This window comes from Mycolicibacterium parafortuitum (genome assembly GCF_010725485.1).
In the GTDB taxonomy this organism is placed as follows: domain Bacteria; phylum Actinomycetota; class Actinomycetes; order Mycobacteriales; family Mycobacteriaceae; genus Mycobacterium.
In genome coordinates this window covers 1,135,380-1,157,452 of record NZ_AP022598.1, presented here as the reverse complement: position 1 = coordinate 1,157,452, position 22,073 = coordinate 1,135,380, and the positions used below count along the sequence as shown (strand labels likewise).

At 69.3% G+C, this 22,073-nt stretch carries 20 protein-coding genes; 11 read left to right on the top strand and 9 right to left on the bottom strand.

Features of this window, described 5'->3' with window-relative positions; translation table 11 throughout:
- Positions 1-24 precede the first annotated feature (24 nt).
- Both fadD4 and NTM_RS05355 read left to right on the top strand, forming a co-directional pair.
- Positions 25-1,545: a fatty-acid--CoA ligase FadD4 gene (gene fadD4 / locus NTM_RS05360; RefSeq protein WP_104864565.1), complete on the top strand. Its 1,521-nt coding sequence runs from the start codon at positions 25-27 to the stop codon at positions 1,543-1,545.
- Positions 1,542-2,429 carry an enoyl-CoA hydratase/isomerase family protein gene (locus NTM_RS05355; protein WP_163765680.1) on the top strand — a complete coding sequence of 296 codons (888 nt, stop codon included), beginning with the start codon at positions 1,542-1,544 and terminating at the stop codon, positions 2,427-2,429. The genes fadD4 and NTM_RS05355 overlap by 4 nt, the downstream gene beginning before the upstream one ends.
- Before the next feature lie 52 nt (positions 2,430-2,481).
- Here the strand turns inward: NTM_RS05355 and NTM_RS05350 are convergent, their stop codons facing one another.
- Both NTM_RS05350 and NTM_RS05345 read right to left on the bottom strand, forming a co-directional pair.
- The gene (locus NTM_RS05350; RefSeq protein WP_163765679.1) at positions 2,482-3,204 is read right to left on the bottom strand and encodes a GntR family transcriptional regulator; all 723 of its coding nucleotides are present in this window, start codon (positions 3,202-3,204) and stop codon (positions 2,482-2,484) included.
- A complete protein-coding gene (locus NTM_RS05345) occupies positions 3,204-4,379 on the bottom strand; it encodes an acyl-CoA dehydrogenase family protein (protein ID WP_435405119.1) in 1,176 nt (391 codons plus the stop codon). Before NTM_RS05345 ends, NTM_RS05350 begins: the two co-directional genes overlap by 1 nt.
- Before the next feature lie 72 nt (positions 4,380-4,451).
- On the opposite strand from NTM_RS05345, the gene NTM_RS05340 reads away from it, so the two are divergent.
- Genes NTM_RS05340 through NTM_RS05330 form a run of 3 tightly spaced genes read left to right on the top strand, consistent with a single transcriptional unit; the run spans position 4,452 to position 7,822 of the window.
- Positions 4,452-5,429 carry a MaoC family dehydratase gene (locus NTM_RS05340; protein ID WP_163765678.1) on the top strand — a complete coding sequence of 326 codons (978 nt, stop codon included), beginning with the start codon at positions 4,452-4,454 and terminating at the stop codon, positions 5,427-5,429.
- 24 nt (positions 5,430-5,453) lie between these two features.
- Complete coding sequence (locus NTM_RS05335; protein WP_163765677.1) at positions 5,454-6,554, top strand: CoA transferase; 1,101 nt, start codon at positions 5,454-5,456, stop codon at positions 6,552-6,554.
- Positions 6,548-7,822, top strand: coding sequence for an amidohydrolase family protein (locus tag NTM_RS05330; RefSeq protein ID WP_163765676.1), 1,275 nt, complete (start codon positions 6,548-6,550; stop codon positions 7,820-7,822). The genes NTM_RS05335 and NTM_RS05330 overlap by 7 nt, the downstream gene beginning before the upstream one ends.
- Here the strand turns inward: NTM_RS05330 and NTM_RS05325 are convergent.
- Both NTM_RS05325 and NTM_RS05320 read right to left on the bottom strand, forming a co-directional pair.
- Positions 7,819-8,679 (bottom strand): alpha/beta hydrolase, encoded by an 861-nt coding sequence (locus tag NTM_RS05325; protein ID WP_179964040.1) that lies wholly within the window; start codon positions 8,677-8,679, stop codon positions 7,819-7,821. The two genes, NTM_RS05330 and NTM_RS05325, sit on opposite strands and share 4 nt — an antisense overlap.
- Positions 8,680-8,757: 78 nt before the next feature.
- Complete coding sequence (locus NTM_RS05320) at positions 8,758-10,926, bottom strand: acyl-CoA dehydrogenase family protein (RefSeq protein ID WP_163765674.1); 2,169 nt, start codon at positions 10,924-10,926, stop codon at positions 8,758-8,760.
- A 171-nt stretch (positions 10,927-11,097) separates the two neighbouring features.
- On the opposite strand from NTM_RS05320, the gene NTM_RS05315 reads away from it, so the two are divergent.
- Both NTM_RS05315 and NTM_RS05310 read left to right on the top strand, forming a co-directional pair.
- Entirely contained in the window at positions 11,098-12,318 is a 1,221-nt protein-coding gene (locus NTM_RS05315) for an alpha/beta hydrolase (protein ID WP_104864558.1), read from the top strand.
- Between the two features lie 26 nt (positions 12,319-12,344).
- The gene (locus tag NTM_RS05310; RefSeq protein ID WP_163765673.1) at positions 12,345-13,769 is read left to right on the top strand and encodes a WS/DGAT/MGAT family O-acyltransferase; all 1,425 of its coding nucleotides are present in this window, start codon (positions 12,345-12,347) and stop codon (positions 13,767-13,769) included.
- 88 nt (positions 13,770-13,857) lie between these two features.
- Here the strand turns inward: NTM_RS05310 and NTM_RS05305 are convergent, their stop codons facing one another.
- Positions 13,858-14,217, bottom strand: coding sequence for a hypothetical protein (locus NTM_RS05305; protein ID WP_163765672.1), 360 nt, complete (start codon positions 14,215-14,217; stop codon positions 13,858-13,860).
- A gap of 97 nt (positions 14,218-14,314) precedes the next feature.
- Here NTM_RS05305 and NTM_RS05300 point away from each other — a divergent pair, with 97 nt between their 5' ends.
- Positions 14,315-14,848, top strand: a complete 534-nt coding sequence (locus NTM_RS05300) for a TetR/AcrR family transcriptional regulator (protein WP_163769377.1) — start codon at positions 14,315-14,317, stop codon at positions 14,846-14,848.
- A gap of 12 nt (positions 14,849-14,860) precedes the next feature.
- On the opposite strand, the gene NTM_RS05295 is transcribed toward NTM_RS05300, so the two are convergent.
- The 4 genes from NTM_RS05295 to NTM_RS05280 form a co-directional block, all read right to left on the bottom strand.
- Positions 14,861-16,117, bottom strand: a complete 1,257-nt coding sequence (locus tag NTM_RS05295) for an alpha/beta hydrolase (protein WP_163765671.1) — start codon at positions 16,115-16,117, stop codon at positions 14,861-14,863.
- Positions 16,110-17,744, bottom strand: a complete 1,635-nt coding sequence (gene fadD12 / locus NTM_RS05290; RefSeq protein WP_104864553.1) for an acyl-CoA ligase FadD12 — start codon at positions 17,742-17,744, stop codon at positions 16,110-16,112. The genes NTM_RS05295 and fadD12 overlap by 8 nt, the downstream gene beginning before the upstream one ends.
- A 4-nt stretch (positions 17,745-17,748) precedes the next feature.
- Positions 17,749-18,558 (bottom strand): 1-acyl-sn-glycerol-3-phosphate acyltransferase, encoded by an 810-nt coding sequence (locus NTM_RS05285; protein ID WP_163765670.1) that lies wholly within the window; start codon positions 18,556-18,558, stop codon positions 17,749-17,751.
- Positions 18,559-18,702: 144 nt separating this feature from the next.
- Positions 18,703-19,392, bottom strand: a complete 690-nt coding sequence (locus NTM_RS05280; RefSeq protein ID WP_163765669.1) for an SDR family oxidoreductase — start codon at positions 19,390-19,392, stop codon at positions 18,703-18,705.
- A gap of 209 nt (positions 19,393-19,601) precedes the next feature.
- On the opposite strand from NTM_RS05280, the gene NTM_RS05275 reads away from it, so the two are divergent.
- The 3 genes from NTM_RS05275 (at position 19,602) to NTM_RS05265 (ending at position 22,038) form a co-directional block, all read left to right on the top strand.
- Positions 19,602-20,438 (top strand): arylamine N-acetyltransferase family protein, encoded by an 837-nt coding sequence (locus NTM_RS05275; protein ID WP_435405031.1) that lies wholly within the window; start codon positions 19,602-19,604, stop codon positions 20,436-20,438.
- Positions 20,439-20,620: 182 nt separating this feature from the next.
- Positions 20,621-21,517 carry a helix-turn-helix domain-containing protein gene (locus NTM_RS05270; RefSeq protein WP_163769376.1) on the top strand — a complete coding sequence of 299 codons (897 nt, stop codon included), beginning with the start codon at positions 20,621-20,623 and terminating at the stop codon, positions 21,515-21,517.
- The gene (locus NTM_RS05265) at positions 21,517-22,038 is read left to right on the top strand and encodes a dihydrofolate reductase family protein (RefSeq protein ID WP_104864549.1); all 522 of its coding nucleotides are present in this window, start codon (positions 21,517-21,519) and stop codon (positions 22,036-22,038) included. The genes NTM_RS05270 and NTM_RS05265 overlap by 1 nt, the downstream gene beginning before the upstream one ends.
- The last annotated feature ends 35 nt before the right edge of the window (positions 22,039-22,073 follow it).

Here is a 22,073-nt window from a genome sequence, read left to right as displayed (position 1 = left end):
AGTGGAGCCAAGTAAAGTCAGCCCATGCAGATCCGTGACACTGCCGTCGCCACGCCCGACAAGCCCGCCGTCATCATGTATCCGTCCGGGACGGTGGTGACGTTCGGAGAGCTCGAAGCCAGGGCCAACCGGTTGGCGCACCTGTTCCGCGACGCGGGACTCGTCGAGGGTGACGCCGTGGCGCTGCTGATGGAGAACAGCGAGCACTTCCACGCCGTGATGTGGGCCGCGCGCCGCGCCGGGCTGTACTACGTCCCGATCAACACCCACCTCACCGCCGCCGAGGTCGCCTACATCGTCGACAACTGCGGCGCCAAGGCGATCGTCGGCTCGGCCAAGCTCGCCGACACCCTCGCCGGTCTCGAAGCCGAACTGCCCAACGGTCTCCCTCCGCTGCGGCTGGTCGCCGGCGGAGAGCTGGAGGGCTGGCAGAGCTACCCCGAGTGCGTGGCCGACAAGCCGGACACACCGATCGCCGACGAGATCGACGGCGACCTGCTGCAGTACTCGTCGGGCACCACCGGCCGCCCGAAGGGCATCAAACGCGAACTGCCGCACCTGCCGCCGGCCGAGGTGCCGGGCATGATGGCCATGCTGGTGTCGTTCTGGATGCATCCCGACGCGGTGTACCTGAGCCCCGCGCCGCTGTACCACACCGCGCCGTCGGTGTGGTCGATGCAGACCCAGGCCGGGGGCATCACCACGGTCATCATGGAGAAGTTCGACGCCGAGGGCGCGCTCGACGCGATCCAGAAGCACAAGGTCACGCACGGGCAGTTCGTGCCGGTGATGTTCACCCGCATGTTGAAGCTGCCTGAGGAGATCCGGGAAAAGTACGACGTGTCGAGCCTGGAGCGCGTCATGCACGCGGCCGCGCCGTGCCCGGTCGAGGTCAAGAAGCAGATGATCGACTGGTGGGGACCGATCGTCGATGAGTACTACGCATCCTCGGAAGCGCACGGTTCGACGCTGATCACCGCCGAACAGTGGCTGGAGCATCCCGGTTCGGTCGGCAAGCCGCTGACCGGCGTGATCCACATCGTCGGCGAGGACGGCGAGGAGCTGCCGCCCGGGCAGGCCGGTGAGATCTACTTCGAGGGCGGCTACGACTTCGAGTACCTCAACGACCCCGACAAGACCAAGTCGTCCCGCCACCCGAAGGGCTGGAAGACGGTGGGGGACATCGGCTATCTCGACGACGAGGGCTTCCTGTACCTGACCGACCGTAGGCACCACATGATAATCTCCGGTGGGGTGAACATCTACCCGCAGGAAGCCGAGAACCTGCTGGTGACGCACCCGAAGGTGATGGACGCGGCCGTGTTCGGCGTGCCGGACGACGAGATGGGCCAGCAGGTCAAGGCCGTCGTACAGACCGTCGACCCGGCCGACGCCACCGAAGAGTTCGCCGACGAGCTCATCGCCTGGCTGCGGGATCGCCTGGCGCACTACAAGTGTCCGCGGTCGCTGTCGTTCGAGGCGCAGCTGCCCCGCACCGACACCGGCAAGCTGTACAAGCAGGAGCTCATCAAGAAGTACTCGTGAGCAATCTGGTCGAGCTCGCCGGCGGGATCGTCGTCGGTCTCCAAACACCCACCGACGAAGCGACATTCACGCTGACCGAGGCCGCGACCGACGACCGGCGCGCGGTCACGGTGGGTTCCGTGCCCGACGCGCTCGCCGAGCTGACCGAGCGCTGCGCACGCTGGCCGCAGGCGGCCGCGGTCTGCGACGACGTACTGCGGGCGTTCGACCCGTGCGGTGCGACCTTCACCGGGGTGGTCACCGAATCGCTGGCGTACTCGACGCTGCAGTCCGGGCCGGAGTTCGCGCGCTGGCTCTCCGAACGCGGACCCAAGCAGGTCCCCGTGATCCCGAATCCCGTTGTCGCCGAACGTGACGGCGATCGGCTGACGATCCGGTTCAACCGGCCGCAGCGGCACAACGCGTTCTCCACCGACGCGAGGGCGGCGCTGCTGGAGGCGCTGGAGGTGGCCCGGCTCGATCCGTCGGTGACCGAGGTGGTGCTGGCCGGCAACGGGCCGTCCTTCTGCAGTGGTGGGGATCTCGCGGAGTTCGGCACGTTCGCCGACCCGGCCAGTGCGCACCTCGCCCGCACCCGGCACAGCCCCGCCCTCGTGCTCGACGAGATCACCGCGCGGTTGGGGGGCAGATGCCGCGCGCAGATCCACGGTCAGGTGCAGGGCAGTGGGTTGGAGATGGCGGCGTTCTGCGGGACCGTGTCGTGTCACCCCGATGCGGTACTCGGGTTGCCCGAGTTGGCGCTTGGTCTGATCCCGGGCGCCGGCGGCACGGTGAGCATCACCAGGCGGATCGGACGTTGGCGCACCGCGTATCTGGTGTTGTCGGGCCGGTCGATCGATGCCGCGACGGCGCTGCGGTGGCGTCTCGTCGACGAGCTCGGGTGAATCGGGCGCGCAAAACGACGCCAGGCGTCGTAAAGCGCGCCCGATCCGCCAACTAACTCGACCGGCGCAGCGTGACGCGGTAGGTGTACTGCTCGGGCAGGAACTGGCTGACCGCCAACTCGACCGGGCGGCCCTGCTCGTCGGCGTAGAGCCGGTCCACCCGCAGCATCGGATGGCCGGGCCCGCATCCGACCGCGGCTGCCGCGGCCGGGTCGGCCGCGGTCACCGTGATCGACTGCGCGGCTTCGGCGATCGGGTGTTGCAGGTGCGGTTCGAGCAGGCCTATCACGGTGTGCGTGCTGACGGCGCCGGACGCCAGGTCGGGGGAGTCCAGTACCGCGGCGGCCACCGCAGGAGGCAGGTGAATCGTCGTGTGTCCGAACGCCACACCGTCGTGCAGCCGCCGGAACACCACCGTGTACACGACGTCGCCGTCGAGGCGCAGCCGACTGGCCGCGTCGATGTCGACGCGGCGGTGCAGACCGTCGAGCACCTCCATCGTGGTGTCGTCGGACAAGCTCATCAGGTCCTCGATGGAACCGAGCTGTCGCAGGTAACGGCGGCCGTGCTCGCTGGCGTAGCTCCCCCGTCCCGGCACCCGGAAGACGGTGCCATCGGCGACCAGATCTTGGAATGCCCGCCGTACCGTCTGGCGTGAAAGTCCGTACCTCGTTACGAGTTCGGACTCGGTGGGCAGCCGGATGCCGTCGGGATAGCGCCCGGCCGCGATCTCCTCGCGGAGGCGCTCGCGCAGAACCTGATAGGCCGGGGGCATCAGATACCGCCCCGGGCCACCAACTGTCCGGCGATGACGTTGCGCTGGATCTCGTTGGTGCCCTCGCCGACGATCATCAGCGGCGCATCCCGGAAGTAGCGTTCGACATCGTACTCGGTGGAATAGCCGTAGCCGCCATGGATTCGGACCGCGTTCAGTGCGATCTCCATCGCGGCCTCGGATGCGAAAAGCTTGGCCATGCCCGCCTCCATGTCGGCGCGCGCACCGCTGTCGTAGCGGTCGGCGGCGTAGAGCGTCAACTGTCGTGCGGCGGTGAGTTTGGTCGCCATATCGGCGAGATAATGCCCGACGGCCTGGTGCTTCCAGATCGGCTGGCCGAAGCTCTCCCGGTCCTGCGCATACGCCAGCGCGTCCTCCAGGGCGGCCGACGCGACCCCGAGAGCACGAGACGCGACCTGGATACGGCCGGTCTCAAGCCCTTTCATCATCTGAGAGAAGCCTTCACCCGGCGTGCCGCCGAGGATCGCGGTGGCCGGCACCCGGCACCCGTCGAACGACAACTCGCAGGACTCGACGCCCTTGTAGCCGAGCTTGGGAAGATCCCGCGACACCGTCAGCCCCGGGGTCGGGTTCTCGACCAGCACGACCGAGATGCCCTTGTGCTTCGGGGTGGCGTCGGGATCGGTCTTGCACAGCAGCGCGATCAGCCCCGAGCGGCGGGCGTTGGAGATCCACGTCTTCGCCCCGAAGATCACCAGATCATCCCCGTCGCGGCGGGCGACGGTGCCCATCGCCTGCAGGTCGGAACCGCCGCCGGGTTCGGTCAGGGCCATCGTCGCGCGAATCGCACCGGTGGCCATCGCGGGGAGGTGGCGCTGCTTCTGGTCCTCGGTGCCGAACAGTGTCAGCAGTTTGGCCACCACGGTGTGCCCGCCCATCGCTCCGGCCAGGCTCATCCAGCCCCGGGCCAACTCCTGGGTGACCAGCACATAGCAGCGGGTCGACACCGGCGTGCCGCCGTAGGACTCCGGGATCGCGAGACCGTAGATGCCGATCTGCTTCATCTGCTCGATCCACGCCTCGGGGTAGGTGTTGGCGTGTTCGACGTCGCGCACGGTGGGTTTGACCTCGCGATCGACGAACGCCCGGACCGTCTCGACCAGCATGGCCTCTTCGCTGTTCAACCCGTCCGTCACAGTGCCCTCCCCGCCCATCCGTATTTGTACGGCCATATTGACACGGCCTCACACCGATGCCAGCATCCCACCGTGACTTTGTACGGCCAAATGTCCGGAGGCCCCTTCTTCGACGATCTGACCGTGGGCCAGGTGTTCGACTCGGCGCCGTCGATGACGTTGACCCCAGGGGTCGCCGCGGCGCATCAGGCGATCATCGGTGACAGGCTGCGGCTGCCGCTCGACGCCGAGCTGTCGTTCGCGGTGACGGGGGCGACGGCCCCGCTCGCGCATCCGGCACTGGTGTGCGACGTCGCGATCGGGCAGTCCACGCTGGTGACGCAGCGGGTGAAGGCCAACCTGTTCTATCGCGGGCTGACCTTCCACCGGTTCCCGGTCGTCGGTGACACGCTCTACACCCGCACCGAAGTCGTCGGGCTGAAACAGAACTCGGCCAAGCCGGGCCGCGCGCCGACCGGGCTGGCGGCGCTGCGGATGACGACCATCGACGGGGTCGGCCGGTTGGTGCTGGACTTCTACCGGTGCGCGATGCTGCCGCTGAGCGGCGAGGACGTGCAGACCGGGCACAACGACGACCTGTCCGCGATCGGCGACGCGGCGCCGCCGGTGGATCCGGTCTCCGAGTGGGACGCCGACGCCTACCGCTCCCGGGTGCCTGGCCCGCACTTCGACCCCGCGCTGGCCGGGGCGGTGCTGCGCAGCACCGCCGACGTGGTCAGCAGCGCGCCCGAGCTGGCCCGCCTGTCGCTGAACATTGCTGCCACCCATCATGATTCGCGAGTCGCCGGTAAGAGGCTGGTGTACGGCGGGCACACCATCGGGCTCGCGCTCGCGCAGGCGTCGCGGCTGCTGCCGAATCTGGTCACCGTGCTCGGGTGGGAGTCCTGCGATCACACCGGCCCGGTGCACGAGGACGACACGCTTTACAGCGAGCTGACCGTCGAATCCGCCGAGCCCCGCGGCGGCGGCCGCGGCGGAACTGTCGCGCTGCGCTCCAAGGTCTTCGCCACCGACGACGGTGCTGACCGCCAGGTGCTCGACTGGCGGTTCACCGGCGTCCTGTTCTGATCCGCCGTCACCGACAATGGAGCGGTGAGCCCGATGCGCGTCCCCGCCGCCGTGCCGGCGCGCGCGCAGAGGGTGCTCGACGAGGCCGCGTTGCGTGCCGACGCCGCGACGCTGATCGGCGGCCGCGCCGCGCTGCTCGGCCGGCAGCCCGGCGACCGGATCTCGGCGGGTGGCGCGACCCGGCTGCTGCGCGGACCCGACGGATGGTGCGCGCTGACGCTGTCGCGGCCCGACGACCTGCAGGCCGTACCCGCCCTGCTCGAGACTGACGAGGTGGCCGCTGATCCGTGGGACGCGATCGCCAGGCGTGCCGCGGACGTCGGGGTCATCGCCGTCGCCGAGCAGGCGCGGCTGCTCGGGCTTCCCGTCGGTGTGCTCGGGGAAACCGGCCCGGCGCCGATCACGGTGCGCCGCAGCGGAAGCCGCGCGACCCCGGGATGGTGCGAACCTCTGGTCGTCGACCTGTCGACGATGTGGGCGGGGCCGCTGTGCGGGCGTCTGCTGGCCGACACGGGCGCGACGGTCGTCAAGGTCGAGAGCAGGGCCCGGCCCGACGGCCCCCGGCACGGACCCCCGGAGTTCTTCGACTGGATGAACGCCGGAAAGCTCTCGTATGACGCGGATTTCACCGAGCCCGCCGGATTGCGCCGGCTGCTTGCGGCGGCCGACGTGGTGATCGAGTCGTCGCGGCCCGCCGCGCTGGCGCGCCATGGCCTGGGCCCGGCGGACATCCCGGCGCGCCCCGGCCGGGTCTGGATCCGGATCACCGGCCACGGCACCGACGGTGCGCGCGCCGACTGGGTGGCCTTCGGTGACGACGCCGCGGTGTCCGGTGGCCTGGTCACCGGGAGCGTGGAGGACCCGCAGTTCTGTGGTGACGCGATCGCCGACCCGCTGACCGGTATCCATGCCGCCGCGGCGGTGCTCGCCGCGCGCAACCGGGGCGGCGGCGAACTACTGGAGATCTCGATGGCCGCCGTCGCCGCCGAGTACGCGCACCTGCGGCGAGGTGGCGACATCGTCTGCACCGCACCACCGCTGATCCGTGCCTCTGCGCGAGAACTCGGTGCCGACACCGAGGATGTGGACCGCATGGTCGGCGACCGGTCGGCGGCACCGTGCTGATCCGCCGCGCAGTGCTGATCGACGGCACCCGCACTGACATCCGGGTCGGGGACAGGATCGTCGAGGTGTGCGAGGGGCTCAGGACGATGCCCGGTGAGGCCGAGTTCGACGCGGCCGGCGGCACCGTGCTGCCCGGGCTGCACGACCAGCACATCCACCTGCGGGCCGCCGCGGCCGCGCTGCACTCGGTGCGCGTCGGGCCCGAGAACGTGCGTGGCAAGGACGGCCTCGCCGACGTTCTCGCCCGCGCCACCCCCGACGGCGACGGTTGGATCCGTGCCGTCGGCTACCACGACTCGGTCGCCGGACCACTGGACAGACACGTCCTCGACGAGATCACCGCGGGCACCCCGGTCCGCGTCCAGCACCGCAGCGGCGTGCAGTGGACCCTCAACACCGCCGGCCTGCACCGGATCGGAGCACCCGGCCACCGGGACGGGATTCTGCGCAGCGACGACCCGAGTTGGGCTCTGCCGCACACCGATCCGGACCTCGACGGGCTCGCCGCACGGCTCACCCGGTACGGCGTCACCGACGTCACCGACGCGACACCGGATCTCGGTGCGGGCGACATCACCGACTTGCACGAGCGGCTACCGCAGACGGTGCGCGCCCTGGCGCCGGGGAAACGGATCCTGCACGACGACGATCTGGACCTCGACGCGCTGACCCGCTGGATCCGCCACACCCATTCGGTCGGTGTCCCGGCGGCGCTGCACTGTGTCACCGCCGCCCAGTTGGTGGTCGGGCTGGCGGCATTCGGGGCGGCGGGCCGGCACCCCCTCGACCGCATCGAGCACGCCGCGGTGGTGCCCGACGACAGCATCGGCGATCTCGCGCAGAGCGGGGTCGCGGTGGTGACCCAGCCGAACTTCGTCGCCGAGCGCGGCGACCAGTACCTCGTCGACGTCCCTGCGGCCGAACACCATGAGCTGTGGCGGCTGGCCACACTGCTGCGTGCCGGGGTGCCCGTCGCGCTGTCCACCGACGCACCGTTCGGCGACGCCGACCCGTGGGCGGCGATGCGTGCCGCCGTGAACCGTCGCACCCGATCCGGCGACGTGCTGGGCCCCGACGAACGAATCGGCGCGGCAACGGCATTGGCGCTGTTCGTGAGCCGCAGGCCGGGCGCACCGGCGGCCGTCGCCCAGGGGAGGCCGGGCAACCTGGTGGTGCTGGAAACCCCGCCGGACGAGACACTGGCCGACCTCGACGCCGGCGCGGTCGCCGCGACCGTGATCGGCGGCGAGGTCGCCTACGAGCGCTAGGCTGCCGCGGGCGCGAACGCCGTCCGCAGCAGTGCGCATTGGCTGCGGAAGAACGCCAGCGACACTTCGGCTTTCGGTGCGATGCCGTCGAAGCCGTGGAACGCGCCCTGCACCACCTCCACCTCACACGGCACTCCCGCCGCACGTAACCGCTCGGCGTAGGCGAGGTCCTCGTCGTGGAACAGATCCAGGGTGCCGACACCGATCCACGCCGGTGGTAACCCGGCGAGGTCCCCACGCCGCGCGGGCACCGCGACGTCGGGATCGGCGTCGCCGAGATAGGAGCGCCAGCCGAACCGGTTGCTGGCCTGGTTCCACAGCCGGTGCCCCGGGTTGTCCAGCCCGCCACGTAACACGGTGCGGTCGTCGATCATCGGGTACACCAGAAGCTGTGCTGCCAGCGGGATCTCGCCGCGGTCGCGGGCCAGCAGCGCCAGTGCCGCGGCCAGCCCGCCGCCCGCGCTGGCCCCGCCGATCGCGATCCGCGACGGGTCCACTGCGGGCAGCGCGGCCAGCCACTTCAACGCCTCGTAGCAGTCTTCCAGCGGAACCGGATACGGAAAGTCCGGTGCCAGCCGGTAGTCGACCGACGCGACGGTCGCGCCGAGTTCGCGCGCGAACCGCCGGCACAGCACGTCGTCCTGGGCGGCGTCACCGATGACGTAGCCGCCCCCGTGGATCCACAGCAGCGCAGGGGTGGTCCCGGCGTCGCCGGCCGGGCGGAAGAGCCGAACCCCGACACCGGACGACAGCGTCAGCACCTCGATGTCGTCGGCCGGGGCGCGGCGCCACATCAGCCGCGACGCGCGGCGCAGCAGCGGCAACGTGACCGGGGTGATGATCTGTCGGGGCAGCATCCGGGCGGCGCGTCGCAGCTCCGGATGGAAGTCGATGCCATGCACCCGATCAGTATGCGTGCGCGACAACGCACTCCGTCAGCGAAGCAGCGGATCTCGTGGCAGACCGAGGATCCGTTCGGCGATCGTGTTGCGGGTGATCTCGGAGGTGCCGCCCGCGATCGTCATCGCCCGGTTGCCCAGATAGCTGGTCGTCAGTTGCGGAATCTGTCCGGTCACCGCGGCGGTGCCTGCCAGCTCGAACGCCAGCTCGGTCAGGTGCTGACCGGACTCGGCGACCAGAAGCTTGGTGACGTTGCCCTCGGGGCCGGGCTCGGCTCCCGAGATCGCGCGGGTCGCGCGGCGCAGGTTCAGCAGCTTGAGCGAGTGGATCTCGGCGATCACCTCACCGGCGCGCCGGACGTAGCGTTGCGGGTCGGGGGCGTCGTCGAGCAGCTTGACGAGGTGGGCGGGCGTGGTGCCGGAGGCGCCGCCGGAGCCACCCCCGATCGAGATGCGCTCGTTGCCGAGGGTGGCCCGCGCGACCAGCCAGCCCTTGTTCACGTCGCCGACCACGTCGGAGTCGGGCACGAACACGTCGTCGAAGAACACTTCGTTGAAGTGGGCGGTGCCGGTGAGGCCGCGCAACGGGTTGACCGTGACACCGTCGGCGGTCATGTCGATCGCCATCATGGTCACCCCGGCGTGCTTCGGGGCGTCCGGATCGGTGCGCACGGTCGCCAGCCCCCACTGGCACATGTGCGCGAGGCTGGTCCACACCTTCTGGCCGGTCACCCGCCAGCCGCCGTCGACCTTCTTCGCCGACGTGCGCACGGCGGCGGCGTCGGATCCGGCGCCGGGTTCGGAGAACAGCTGACACCACATGCTCTGTCCGCGCAGCACCGGTTCGACCCAGCGTTCACGCTGGTCGTCGCTGCCGGCCTGGGCGATCGTCAGTGCGACCCAGCCGGTGATACCCATGTCGACGCGCTCGACGTCGTCGAATTCCTCCTCGATGACGAGTTGTTCGAGCACGTTCGCCCCACGGCCCCACGGCTTCGGCCAGTGCGGGACCAGGTATCCGGAGTCGACGAGGAAGTCGCGCTGCTGCTCGGCGGGCAGCGACCGGACCTTGGCGGCGGCATCGCGGGCCTGGCTGCGGTACTCCTCGGCTTCCGCGGGCAGGGTGAACGACGCCCCGTGCGCCTGTCCGCAGCGCTGCGCGTCGACGATGTCGACGAGCGGGTCGGCACCGTCGGCCATCAGCGCGGCCAGGGTGCGTGCGCGGCGCAGATACAGGTGCGCATCGTGCTCCCAGGTGAAGCCGATACCGCCGTGTAATTGAATGTTGTTCTGCGCGTTGAACACCTGCGCGCGGATGGCCAGTGCCGCGGCGACCGCCGCGGCGAAGGCGGCGCTGTCCAGGTCGTCGGCGCGGGCGGCGTCCCACACTGCGGCCGTCGCGGTCTCGGCGGCCACGAGCATGTTCGCGGCGTGGTGTTTGACCGCCTGGAAGGTGCCGATGGTGCGGCCGAACTGCTCGCGCACCTTCGCGTACTCGACGGCCATGTCCAGTGTCGCCCAGCTGACCCCGACGGCCTCGGCCGCGGCGAGGGTGCGAAACACCGTCCTGGCGTTGCGCGCGGCCCCGCGCAGCAGCCGGTCGGCCGGCACGGCCACGCCGCTCAGAGTCACCGAACCGATGCTGCGGGTCGGGTCCAGCGAATCGAGCGGGGTCACCGTGACGCCGTCGTCGGCGGCGTCGACGATCACCACGTCGTCGCCGGCGACCAGCACGAGCAGCGCGGCATCCGGCGCGCCGAGCACCGCGGGACTTCGGCCGGTGACGGTGTCGGCGACGGCCAGGGTGCCGGACACGCCGAGTGCCGCGACGGTGGTGCCGGAGGCCAGGTCGGGCAGGGTATCGGCGCGCACGGAGTCCGGCGCGCACCGGTCGATCACCACCGCGGCGGCGGTGCTGGGCAGGAACGGGCCGGGGGTGAGCCGGCGACCCAGGCATTCGAGCACGACGGCCAGCTCGGAGAGCCCGTAGCCGGAGCCGCCGACGTCCTCGGGTAGCGCCAGACCGGTCCAGCCCAGGTTGGTGGCGGCTGACCAGAGGTCCGCCGGATGCGACGGGCCTCCGTCGAGGGTGGCGCGGGCCGCGGCCAGTGCCTGCAGCCTGGTCAGCTGGCCGGATGCGGCCTCCGCAAGGTCCTGGTGGTCGTCGGTGATGGCTAACTTGGACGCGCTCGCGCTCTTGCTCACAGAAGTAAGGCCTTCTTCGCTGAAATTGACGGTCGTCAGCCGACGTTATCGGAGGTCACACCACGTGCTATCTGTGACTCCGATCACAAATTGACTACTTCTCAAACTTGAGTAGACAACTTGGCGCGGATTGTCGTTTGAGATCTATGTCACCGGGGTACGCTCGCCGCCATGACCCCACGACCGGATACCCGGTATCCCGGCCCGACCCTCACCACGCGTTTGGAATGGTTGCTGAACGCGGGTCCGTCGGACTACATGCTGGCCCTGAGCGTCGCGTCGGCGTCGCTGCCGGTGATCGGGAAACACCTTGAGCCGCTGGGCGCGTTGACCGCGGCCGGGGTCTGGGGAGCCCGCCACGCCCCGGATTTCGTCGGGGCTCTGGCGAAGTCGCTGGTAACGCCCAACGACGCCGAAAAAAAGCAGCAGGAGCGGGACTGCACGAATGCAGTCACCGAGGCCGCGCTGCGCGGTGTGGTGTCGCCGAAGGACCTCGAGATCGAGTGGCCCGAGGCCGAGCGGACCCCGCCGGTGTGGAAGATGCGCGAACACCGGCGCCATGTACACCGCACCTCGGTGCGCTACGGGCCGCGCCCGACGCAGTTGCTCGACGTGTGGAAGCGCGAGGATGTGTCGTCGGACGCGCCGGTGATGATCTTCGTGCCCGGTGGCGCGTGGGTGCACGGCGGCCGGGTGCTGCAGGGCTATGCGCTGATGTCCCATCTGGCCGAGATGGGCTGGGTGTGCCTGTCGGTGGAATACCGTGTCGCGCCGCACAACCCGTGGCCGGCGCACATCACCGATGTGAAGACCGCGATCGCGTGGGCGCGCGCCAACGTCGACAAGTTCGGCGGTGACCGCAATTTCGTCACCATCGCCGGGACCTCGGCCGGCGGCCACCTTGCCGCGCTGGCCGGTCTGACCGCCAACGATCCCGAGATGCAGGGTGAACTCCCGGAGGGTTCCGACACCTCGGTCGACGCGGTCGTCGGGATCTACGGACGCTACGACTGGGAGGACAAGTCCACCGTCGAGCGCGTCCGCTTCATGGACTTCCTCGAGCGTGTGGTCGTCAAGCGCAAGTTCGACAAGCACCCTGATGTGTTCCGCAAAGCCTCGCCGATGGCCCGCATCCATTCCGAGGCGCCGCCGTTCCTGGTGATCCACGGCACCGGCGACAGCGTCATCCCCGTCCATCAGGCGCAGGGCTTCGTCGAACGGCTGCGCAGCGTGTCACGCTCGGTGGTCGGCTATGTCGAACTGCCGGGCGCAGGTCACGGCTTCGACATGACCGACGGTGCCCGCACCGGCGCGGCGTCGACGGCAATCGGCTTGTTCCTCAACCACATCCACCGAAACCGAAGCCTTATCGGGGCCAAAGAGGTTATATAGTCACCTCCTGTACGGAAGGTGGCGCAGTGAAAAGGCTGAGTGGATGGGACGCTGTGCTGCTGTACAGCGAAACCCCGAGCGTCCACATGCATACCCTCAAGCTCGCGGTGATCGAACTCGACGGTCTCGGCGGCGCGACATTCGGGGTGGAGGAGCTGCGCAAGGTCATCCACGGCCGGCTCTACAAGCTCGACCCGTTCCGCTATGAACTGGTCGACATCCCGTTCAAGTTCCACCATCCGATGTGGCGGGAGAACGCCGAGGTCGACCTCGACTACCACGTGCGGTCGGTCCGCGTCGAGGCTCCGGGTGGACGCCGTGAACTCGACGAGGCTGTCGGCCGGATCGCGAGCACCCCGCTGAGCCGGGACCGGCCACTGTGGGAGATGTACCTGATCGAAGGCCTGGCGGGCGGCCGCATCGCGGTGCTCGGCAAGATCCACCACGCGCTCGCCGACGGCGTCGCTTCGGCGAACCTGCTCGCGCGCGGGATGGATCTGCAGGACGGTCCGCAGGCCGACCGTGATTCGTACGCAACGGATCCCGCGCCTTCGCGCGGCGAACTGGTGCGGACTGCGTTCAACGACCACCTCCGCCAGATCGGCCGGATCCCGGACGTGATGCGCTACACCGCCGCCGGTATGCGGCGGGTGCGACGCAGCGGCCAGAAACTCTCACCGGAGCTCACCAGGCCGTTCACCCCTCCGCCGTCGTTCATGAACCATCAGATCGACGCGACCCGCAGATTCGCCACCGCGACGCTGTCGCTCGACGAGGTCAAGAGCACCGGCAAGGCGCTCGGCGCCACCATCAACGACATGGTGCTCGCGCTGGCGGCCGGTGCGCTGCGAAAGTTGTTGCTGCGCTACGACGGTCACGCCGAGCACCCGCTGCTGGCGTCGGTGCCGGTGAGCTTCGACTTCTCCCGCGACCGGATCTCGGGCAATAAGTTCACCGGAGTGCTGGTCGCGATCCCGGTCGAGTTGGACGACCCGCTGGAGCGGGTGCGCGCCGCGCACGAGGCCGCCGTGGTCGGCAAGGAGAGCAACAATCTGCTCGGGCCCGAGCTGGTCAGCCGGTGGTCGGCGTACTTTCCGCCCGCCCCGGCCGAGGCGTTGTTCCGCTGGCTGGCCACCAAGGACGGCCAGAACAAGATCATGAACCTGCCGATCTCCAACGTGCCCGGCCCCCGCGAGCGGGCCCGCGTCGGCGGGGCGCTGGTCACCGAGATCTTCTCGGTGGGCCCATTGACCGTCGGCAGCGGCCTCAACATCACCGTGTGGAGCTACGTCGACCAGATCAACATCTCGGTGCTCTCCGACGGCAGGACGCTCAAGGACCCGCACGAACTCAGCGGTGCGATGCTCGACGAGTTCGCTGAGATCCGCCGTGCCGCGGGGCTTTCCGGTGATTTCTCGGTCGTCGACACCGCAATGCCGAACGTGGGGTAGAACCTTCGCCGAAATTGCATTCCAGCAGGACTGCACTCGAACTTCTTCTGCCGGAACGCAATTTCGGCACCCGGGGTGGTGCTGGGGGTCAGGCGGCGATGTCGGCCACCGGCGTCTGCGTCCGGGGGAGTTCGGTCACCGCCGCGGGCTGTCCGCGGTACCGCGCCAGGTAGCGCTCGGCCGCGCGCCGGTCGGTGTCGCCGCGGATCGGGTCGAATCCGAGCGTGACGTCGGAGTCGGGATCGGCCGTGGCGATGTAGCGCTTGCGCAGCATGAAGCACGTCAGCCCCAGGCCGTAACTGGCAACCATCGCGACACCGAACATGATCGCGAGGGTGCCGCTGCCGAGCGCCAGCGACGCGGTGAAGGTCCCCAGGAATACGAAGCCGAACAGGGTCAGCACATAGCCGATCGCCGGCAGCGGTGCTGTTCTGAACATATGTCGCATGACAACCTCCTTGATCAATACGCTACGAGTAGCGTAGCGATACGTTCAGTGTAGCGTGGGATCCGCGAACGTGCACCCGCGCGGCAGAGAGGCGACCCTGGTGGAAAGACCCGACGACGCCGTCGGCGCCCGCATCCTGGACGCGGCGCTGGAACTCCTGCGGGCGCGCGGTCCGAAGGCGGTGACGATGCAGGCGATCGTCGATGCGACAGGTATCGCGAAGACGACGATCTACCGGCGCCATCCGAACCGGCGCAGCCTGCTCGCCGCCGCGCTGGAGACGCTGGACGAGCGGCCGTCGGTATCCGCCGACGCCGACCGTGAGCAGCGACTGCGCTGGGTGATCGAACAGTCCGTCGACGTGATCGCGCGGGGCATCGGCGCCGGGGGATTCGCCGCGCTGCTCACCGACGAGGACCCGGAGTTCAGCGACGCGTTCCGCTCGATTCTGGTGGCGTACCGCCGCCATGCCATCGACGCACTCGAGCTCGACCAACACAGCGCCGACACCGTGATCGACATGATCGTCGGCAGCTACGTCGCCGAACTGGCCCGCACCGGCGCCGTCGGCGACGCCTGGGTCACCCGGCTGGCCGCGCTTCTGGACGGAATCCTGCGCATGCCACGGTGATCGGCGGGTGGATCAGCCCGCCTCGACCTGATTCCCCGCCGCGGTCTTGCGCGTCGCCATCACCCAGGACAGAAACTCCTCGACGGCCTGGGCGGTGTAATGCGCCCGCGGTGAACCGTAGTAGAAGTCGAAAGCGTGCTGCGCGTGCGGGATTTCGGCGTACACCACCGGGGACGTCGACACGCCCTTGAGCGCGTCGGCGAATTCACGGCCCTCGGGCACCGGGATGATCGAGTCGTCCTGGCCGTGCAGGATGAAGAACGGGGGCGCGTCGGCACGCAGCCGGTGCAACGGTGACGCGTCGACGTACAGCTGCCGGTTCTGCGTGATCGGCTTCTTGACGACGAACTTCTGCAGGAACGCGATGAATTCCTTGCGCCCGTTGCCCTTCGCCGAGACCCAGTCGTAGCGACCGTAGATCGGCACCGCGGCGACCACGGAGGTGTCGGCGTCCTCGAAGCCGGGCTGGAAGGTCGGATCGTCGGCGGTCAGCGCGGCCAGCGCCGACAGGTGCCCGCCGGCCGAACCGCCGGTGATCGCGACGAAATCCGGGTCCCCGCCGTACTCGGCGATGTGCTCCTTGATCCAGGCCAGCGCCCGTTTGACGTCGACGATGTGGTCCGGCCAAGTGTTGCGCGGGCTGACCCGGTAGTCGATCGACACGCAGATCCAGCCGTGGTCGGCCAGATGGCTCAGCAATGGGTAGGCCTGCGGTTTGCGCATCCCGATCGCCCATGCGCCGCCCGGGACCTGCAGCAGCACAGGGGCTTTGCCGTCGCGCGGTAGGTCGGCGCGGCGCCAGATGTCGGCCCGGTTGACCCGCAGCGGCCCGTACTGCACGGTGCCGGCCTTCTCCACGTAGCGGCGGCGGACGATCTCGTTCGGCGGCACACCGATGTAGCGGCGCCGCGTGGACTTCGCCTTCTCGGCGATGTCCTGGTAGTCGGCGCCGAGCGCCTCGCGCAGCGGATCCTCGAAATGCGGTTGGGCCGCGACGTTGCGGCGGTGGATCAGGTACAGCACCGCCCAGGACACCGCGGTCAGCGCGAGTGCGATCCGGCCGCGCGGTCCGCCGAAGTCGCCGCGGATGCCGCGGCGCACCGCATCGAGCATCGAGCCGGCCATGTACAGCGGCGACAACTCGGAGGTCGGCCACCCGAACGCGAAGACCGGGATGGTCGGATATCCCTCGCGGGCCAGCGGCTGCAATCCGTTGGCGGCGTTGAGCAACTCCGCGGTGGCCCGCAGCAGCGGCCGGCGTTTAGGCATTCTCCAGGCGTTCCTTCAGATCCTTGCGGGAGATCTTGCCGGTGATGCTGCGGGGCAGCTCGTCGAGCACCGTGATCTCCCTCGGCACTTTGTAATTCGCCAGATGGTCGCGAACGTGCTGTTTCAGCGTCTCCGGGGTAGCCGCGGCGCCAGGGTTCAAAACCACGAATGCCGCCAGCCGCTGACCGAACTTCTCGTCGTCGACCCCGAGCACGGTGGCCTCGGCGACGTCGGGATGGGTCGTCAGCGTCTTCTCGACCTCGATCGGGTAGACGTTCTCGCCGCCGGACACGATCATCTCGTCGTCGCGGCCGACGACGAACAACCGGCCGTCCTCGTCGAGATAGCCGACATCGCCCGAGGACATGAACCCGTCGTGGAAATCCTTGGTGGTCCCCGAGGTGTAGCCGTCGAACTGGGTCGAGTTGCGCACCCAGATGCCGCCGGTCTGCCCCGTGGGCACCTCGTTGAACTCGGTGTCGAGGATCCGGATCTCGGTGCCCTCCGCGGGTCGGCCGGCGGTGTCGGGCGCGGCGCGCAGATCCCGCGGCGTCGCGGTGGCGATCATGCCGGCCTCGGTGGCGTTGTAGTTGTTGTAGATCACGTCGCCGAAGCGGTCCATGAACGCGATGACGACATCGGGACGCATCCGCGAGCCCGACGCGGCGGCGAAGCGCAGCGAGCGCCCGCTGTACTTGTCGAGGACCTCGGGCGGTAACTCCATGATGCGGTCGAACATCACCGGCACCACACACAATCCGGTGGCGCGGTACTTGTCCACCAGTTCCAGGGTGGCTTCGGGATCGAACTTCCGCCGGGTGATGATCGTGCACGACATCGACGCGGCGAACGCCAGTTGCGAGAAGCCCCACGCGTGGAACATCGGTGCGGCGATCACGACGGGTTGTTCGGCACGCCACGGGGTCCGGTCCAGGATCGCCTTCAGAACGCTGGGGTCGCCACCGGAATGCTTGGCGCCCTTCGGTGTTCCGGTGGTCCCGGAGGTGAGCAGGATGACCCGCCCCTTCTCCACCGAGCGCACCGGCTGGCGGCCGTCGTGCTCGGCGATCAGCGACTCCACGGTCAGCGCGTCGGTGTCGGTGTCGGCCCACGCGACGATCCGGGTGGTGTCGGGTCGCCCGGCCACCGCGCGGTCCACCGTTTCGGTGAACTCCTCGTCGTAGATCACCGCGACCGAGCGGCCCTCACCCTCGCGCTCGAGCACCTCGGCCAGCGCGGGACCGGCGAACGACGTGTTGAGCAGCAGCACATCGGCGCCGATGCGGTTGGCAGCGATCAGCGCGTCGACGAACCCGCGGTGGTTGCGGGCCATCAGCCCGATGACCTCGGGCTGCCCGCCGGGCAGCGCCTGCAGCGCGGCGGCGAGCGCGTCGGCGCGCCGGTCGATCTGGCGCCAGGTCAGGATGCCCAGTTCGTCGACGAGGCCGGCGCGGTCGGGGCAGCGCTGGGCGGCTGCGGCGAAGCCGGAGGTGATCGCCATGTTCTCGCGCTGCATCGCGCCGACGATGCGCAGGTACTTATCGGGGCGCAGCGGTGCGATCACGCCGGCACGCGCCATCGTCGAGATCAGGCCGAGCGCGTTGGTCACGGAGTCGGTGAGGCCCATCGGGCTAACCGAGGATCGGGAGCTTGCGCTCCTGGGCCAGCTCGTCGAGGGCGCGCTGCATCACCCGGCGCACGTGTGCGTCGACCTCGTCGATGTCGGGGTTCTCGCCGAACTCGGCGATGATGTCGATCGGCGGCAGCGCCTTCATCGTGATCTTCGCCGGCAGCGGCACGTTCGGCGGCACCACGACCGACAGGCCGAACGGGAAACCGAACGAGATCGGCAGGATCTTGGTCCGGGCGAGCTTGGCGATGGGGCCGAGCGCCTTGGCGATGTCGGTGCCGCGGCTCAGGAACAGTTGGCTCTCCTGGCCGCCGATGCCGACGGTCGGCACGATCGGCACACCGGCGTTGATCGCGGCCCGGACGTAGCCGGTGCGGCCGCCGAAGTCGATCTTGTTCGCCGCCGCCGACGGGCGGTAGACGTCGTAGTCACCCCCGGGGAACACCACGACCACCCCGCCGGAGCGCAGCGCCTCGTCGGCGTTGTGGTGGTTGGCCGGGATGAACCCGGTCTTCTTGAAGAACGCGCCCGTCGGCCCGATCATCAGCATGTCGTGGCTGAGCGTGTAGACCGGCCGGTCGAAGCCGAACTTGTCGTAGAACCCGCTGGCGAAGATCGGCACGTCCATCGCGAACAGCCCGCCGGAGTGGTTGGACACCACCAGCGCACCGCCCTCGGGGAAGTCCTCCAGGCCGCGCACCTCGGCGCGGTGCCATCCCTTCAGGAACGGCTTGAGGATGGCCATCACCCGCTCGGTGAGGACGGGGTCCCATTTGGTGATCTCGGACGGGATCGTGTCGGTCGCGCTCATCGCGGCCCCCTCGGAAGACGTCGGCGTCGGACTGGAACGTGTTCTAGTTTTGCCAGTCTACCCACTTCGCCGAGGGGGTCCCTCCAGCTATGACCAGCATCACGTGACCGAAGAATCCAGTACCGGCGCAGAGCCGTCAAGGGTCTAACCGGACAGCGAGGCCTTCACCGTCCGGGTCAGCGCGTCACCGAGGATCTCGTTCTGCCCGGCGAACAGGCCGTCGAGGGCCAGCTTCGCGATCAGCGCCGGATCGGTTTTCTGGTCGGCCGGGATGTAGCTGACCATATCGGTGTCCATGTATCCGACGTGCAGCGCGGCGACGTGGATACCGCGCGGCGCGAGGTCCTCTCGCACGGCGTCGGTCATCGCCCAGCCCGCGGCCTTGGCTGCCGAATACGCGCCGCTGGTGCCGGGATGCAGCCACGACAGCACCGACAACACGTTCAGGATCGCGCCGGTGCCCCCGTTCTCGGCGATGTTGCGCTCGATGACAGGCACGAACGCCCGGGTCACGGCCAGCGTGCCGAAGTAGTGCGTCTCCATCTCCAGTCGGATGTCCTCGATCGGCCCGTCGAGCAGATTCGCGCGCGTCGACACCCCGGCGTTGTTCACCACCACAGTGACGTCGCCGGCCTGTTCGGCGGCGCGCCGTACCGACTCGGGATCGGTGATGTCGAGTGCGATCGGGATGACGCCGTAGATGTCGACGGTCTCGGGGCGCCGTGCGCCGGCGTAGACCTTCGCGCCTCGGGCGACAAGCTCTTCGGCGAAGCGCTTGCCCAGTCCGCGGTTGGCTCCGGTGACCAGAGCCACGGTGTGTTCGTTGTTCGTCATATCCGGCTCAACACTCATGACCCGGCCACGCGTCCCACGGCGGCCGGGTTTTGCAGCTAGCGGGTAAGGGCACCGGCAACTCCGCCGAAAATCCGGCGCCGCGCCCGTCGACCGTTATAGGGTCTAACCACTATGGCGGGACCCGGTCGGGGGATTCCGCCATAGTGCATTTCGGGGGTCTTGACCTGAACCCTTGTCGAGGTCGCACGATGGGCGCCATGACCGCCCTGACCGATGCATACCTGTCCCGGATCGGGGTCACCGCCCCCGCCGCCCCGGATGTCGACGCCCTCCGGCGAATCGTCGCCGCGCACACCGCGGTGATCCCGTTCGAGAACCTCGACCCGCTGTGCGGCATCCCGGTGGCGGACCTGTCCGCCGACGCGTTGTCCGACAAGCTCATCGCCCGCCGCCGCGGCGGGTACTGCTACGAACACAACGGGCTGCTCGGCTACGTGCTCGACGACCTCGGCTACGAGGTGCAGCGGCTGGCCGGACGGGTGGTGTGGATGCACGACGGCGCCGACCTGCCTGCCCAGACCCACCAGGCGCTCGCGGTGACACTGCCCGACGGCGACGGACCGTGGCTCGTCGACGTCGGTTTCGGCGGCCAGACGCCGTCGTCGCCGATGCGACTGCGGACCGGCCCGGTGCAGCAGACCCGCCACGAGCCGTACCGGCTGCTCGACCACGCCGAGGGCGTCGAACTACAGGCCGAGATCCGCGGCGAGTGGCGATCGCTGTACCTGCTGGGCCTGCGGCCGCGGCCGCGGATCGATCTGGAGGTCGGCAGCTGGTACGTCTCGACGTTCCCGCACTCGGGGTTCGTCACGGGGCTGCGAGCGGCGCTGGTCACCGACGACGCGCGGTGGAACCTGAGCGGGCGCCGGCTCACCGTGCACCGCACCGACGGCTCCGACACCACCCTGCTCGACGGTCCCGCAGCCGTCGTCGAGGTGCTGGAGTCCCGGTTCGGGATCGCCGTCGCCGATCTCGGGGACCGCGCCGAGTTGCAGCGCCGCATCGCCGAGGTGATCGACATCTGAAGGGCAGCAGGAATTGTCATGTCCCGCGCGGCGACGGCCGACGATACTCGGACACCGTGAGCGATCCTGCTGAGTCCTCTGCTCTTCCCGCAAGCGGTCATGCTGAGTCGTCTGCTCTTCCCGCAAGCGGTCATGCTGAGTCGTCTGCTCTTCCCGCAAGCGGTCATCGCCACCGCGACAGGCTGCGCGAGCTCCTCGACGCCGTCACCGACGCCGGCAACACCGACGTCGCCGACATGGCGCGCAGCAGCTATGCGTCGGAGTTCCACTTCTCCCGCGAGGTCCGGCGCCTGACCGGGGAACCCCCCGCGACGCTGCGGCGGCGCGTGATGCTCGAACGCGCCGCATGGCGGTTGCAGCGCGGCGAACCGGTGTCGGCGGTCGCCGCCGACGAGGGCTGGTCCTCGGCCGAGGTGTTCTCCCGGGCCTTCCGCCGGACCTACGGGGTGCCGCCGTCGCAGGCCGGCGACGTGCCGTTCCGGCTGCCCGCCCCGAACGGCCTGCACTTCCATCCCCCGCAGTCGCTGTGGCTCGACAGCGACCGCGAGCAAGATCCCGCCGTCGCGGGCATCGCCGAGCTGATGATCGCGCACGACATCGACGACACCGCGCATCTGTTGGCGCGGGCCACCGAACTGACCGCAGACCAGTGGGTCGCCGAGATCCGGCCCGCGCAGACGGTGCTGGAGTGGGACGGCCCGGAGCCCAGCATCGGGGCCGTGTTGGGCACGATCGTGTGGAGCAAAGAGGTGTGGCTCGCGACGATCCGCGGCGACGACTTCCCTGCCCGCACGTCGACCCAACCCGGGTTCGTCGACGCCGAGGCGCTCGCCGCCCACCACGACGACATCGCGAAGCGTTGGCGCGCAATGGTTTGCGAATACTCGGCGGCGGGCCGGCTCGGCGACACCGTGATCGACGCGTTGTGTGATCCGCCGGAATCCTTCCAGCTGTACGGCATCGTCGCGCACGTCCTGACGTATTCGGCGCACCGCCGCGAACTCGCCCGCGCCATGCTCGCCGAGCACGGCGTCAGCACCCGGCGCGGGGATCCCCTGGACTGGATGAGGAGCACCTGATGAGCACGATCTACTACACCGCCGCCAGCCTGGACGGCTACATCGTCGACGAGAACGGCAGCCTGGACTGGTTGGTGACCCGCGACATCCGCGAGGACGGGCCGTTTTCGATCGAGGAGTTCATGGCCGGTGTCGGCTCCCTGGTGATGGGCGCCGACACCTACGAATGGATCCTCGCCAACCATCCGGGGGAATGGATGTACTCCCAGCCGTCGTGGGTCATGACCCATCGGCCCGGGATCGTCGCCGCCGAGCATTCCGTGCAGACCTACGAAGGGCCCGCCGCCGAGCTGCACCCTCGCCTGGTCGAGGCCGCGGCGGGCAAGAACGTGTGGGTGGTCGGCGGTGGCGAGGTCGCCCGGCAGTTCGTCGACGCCGGCCTGGTCGACGAGATGATCGTGTCCTACGCACCGTGCACGCTCGGCGCCGGTTCCCGGGTGCTGCCGATGCGCTCGGAGTGGTCGCTGGTGTCCTCGGCCGTCAACGGTGATTTCGTGTGCGCGCACTGGCGTCGGGTTTAGGCCGCGACCGCATCCGGACGTAGGCTGACAGCAAA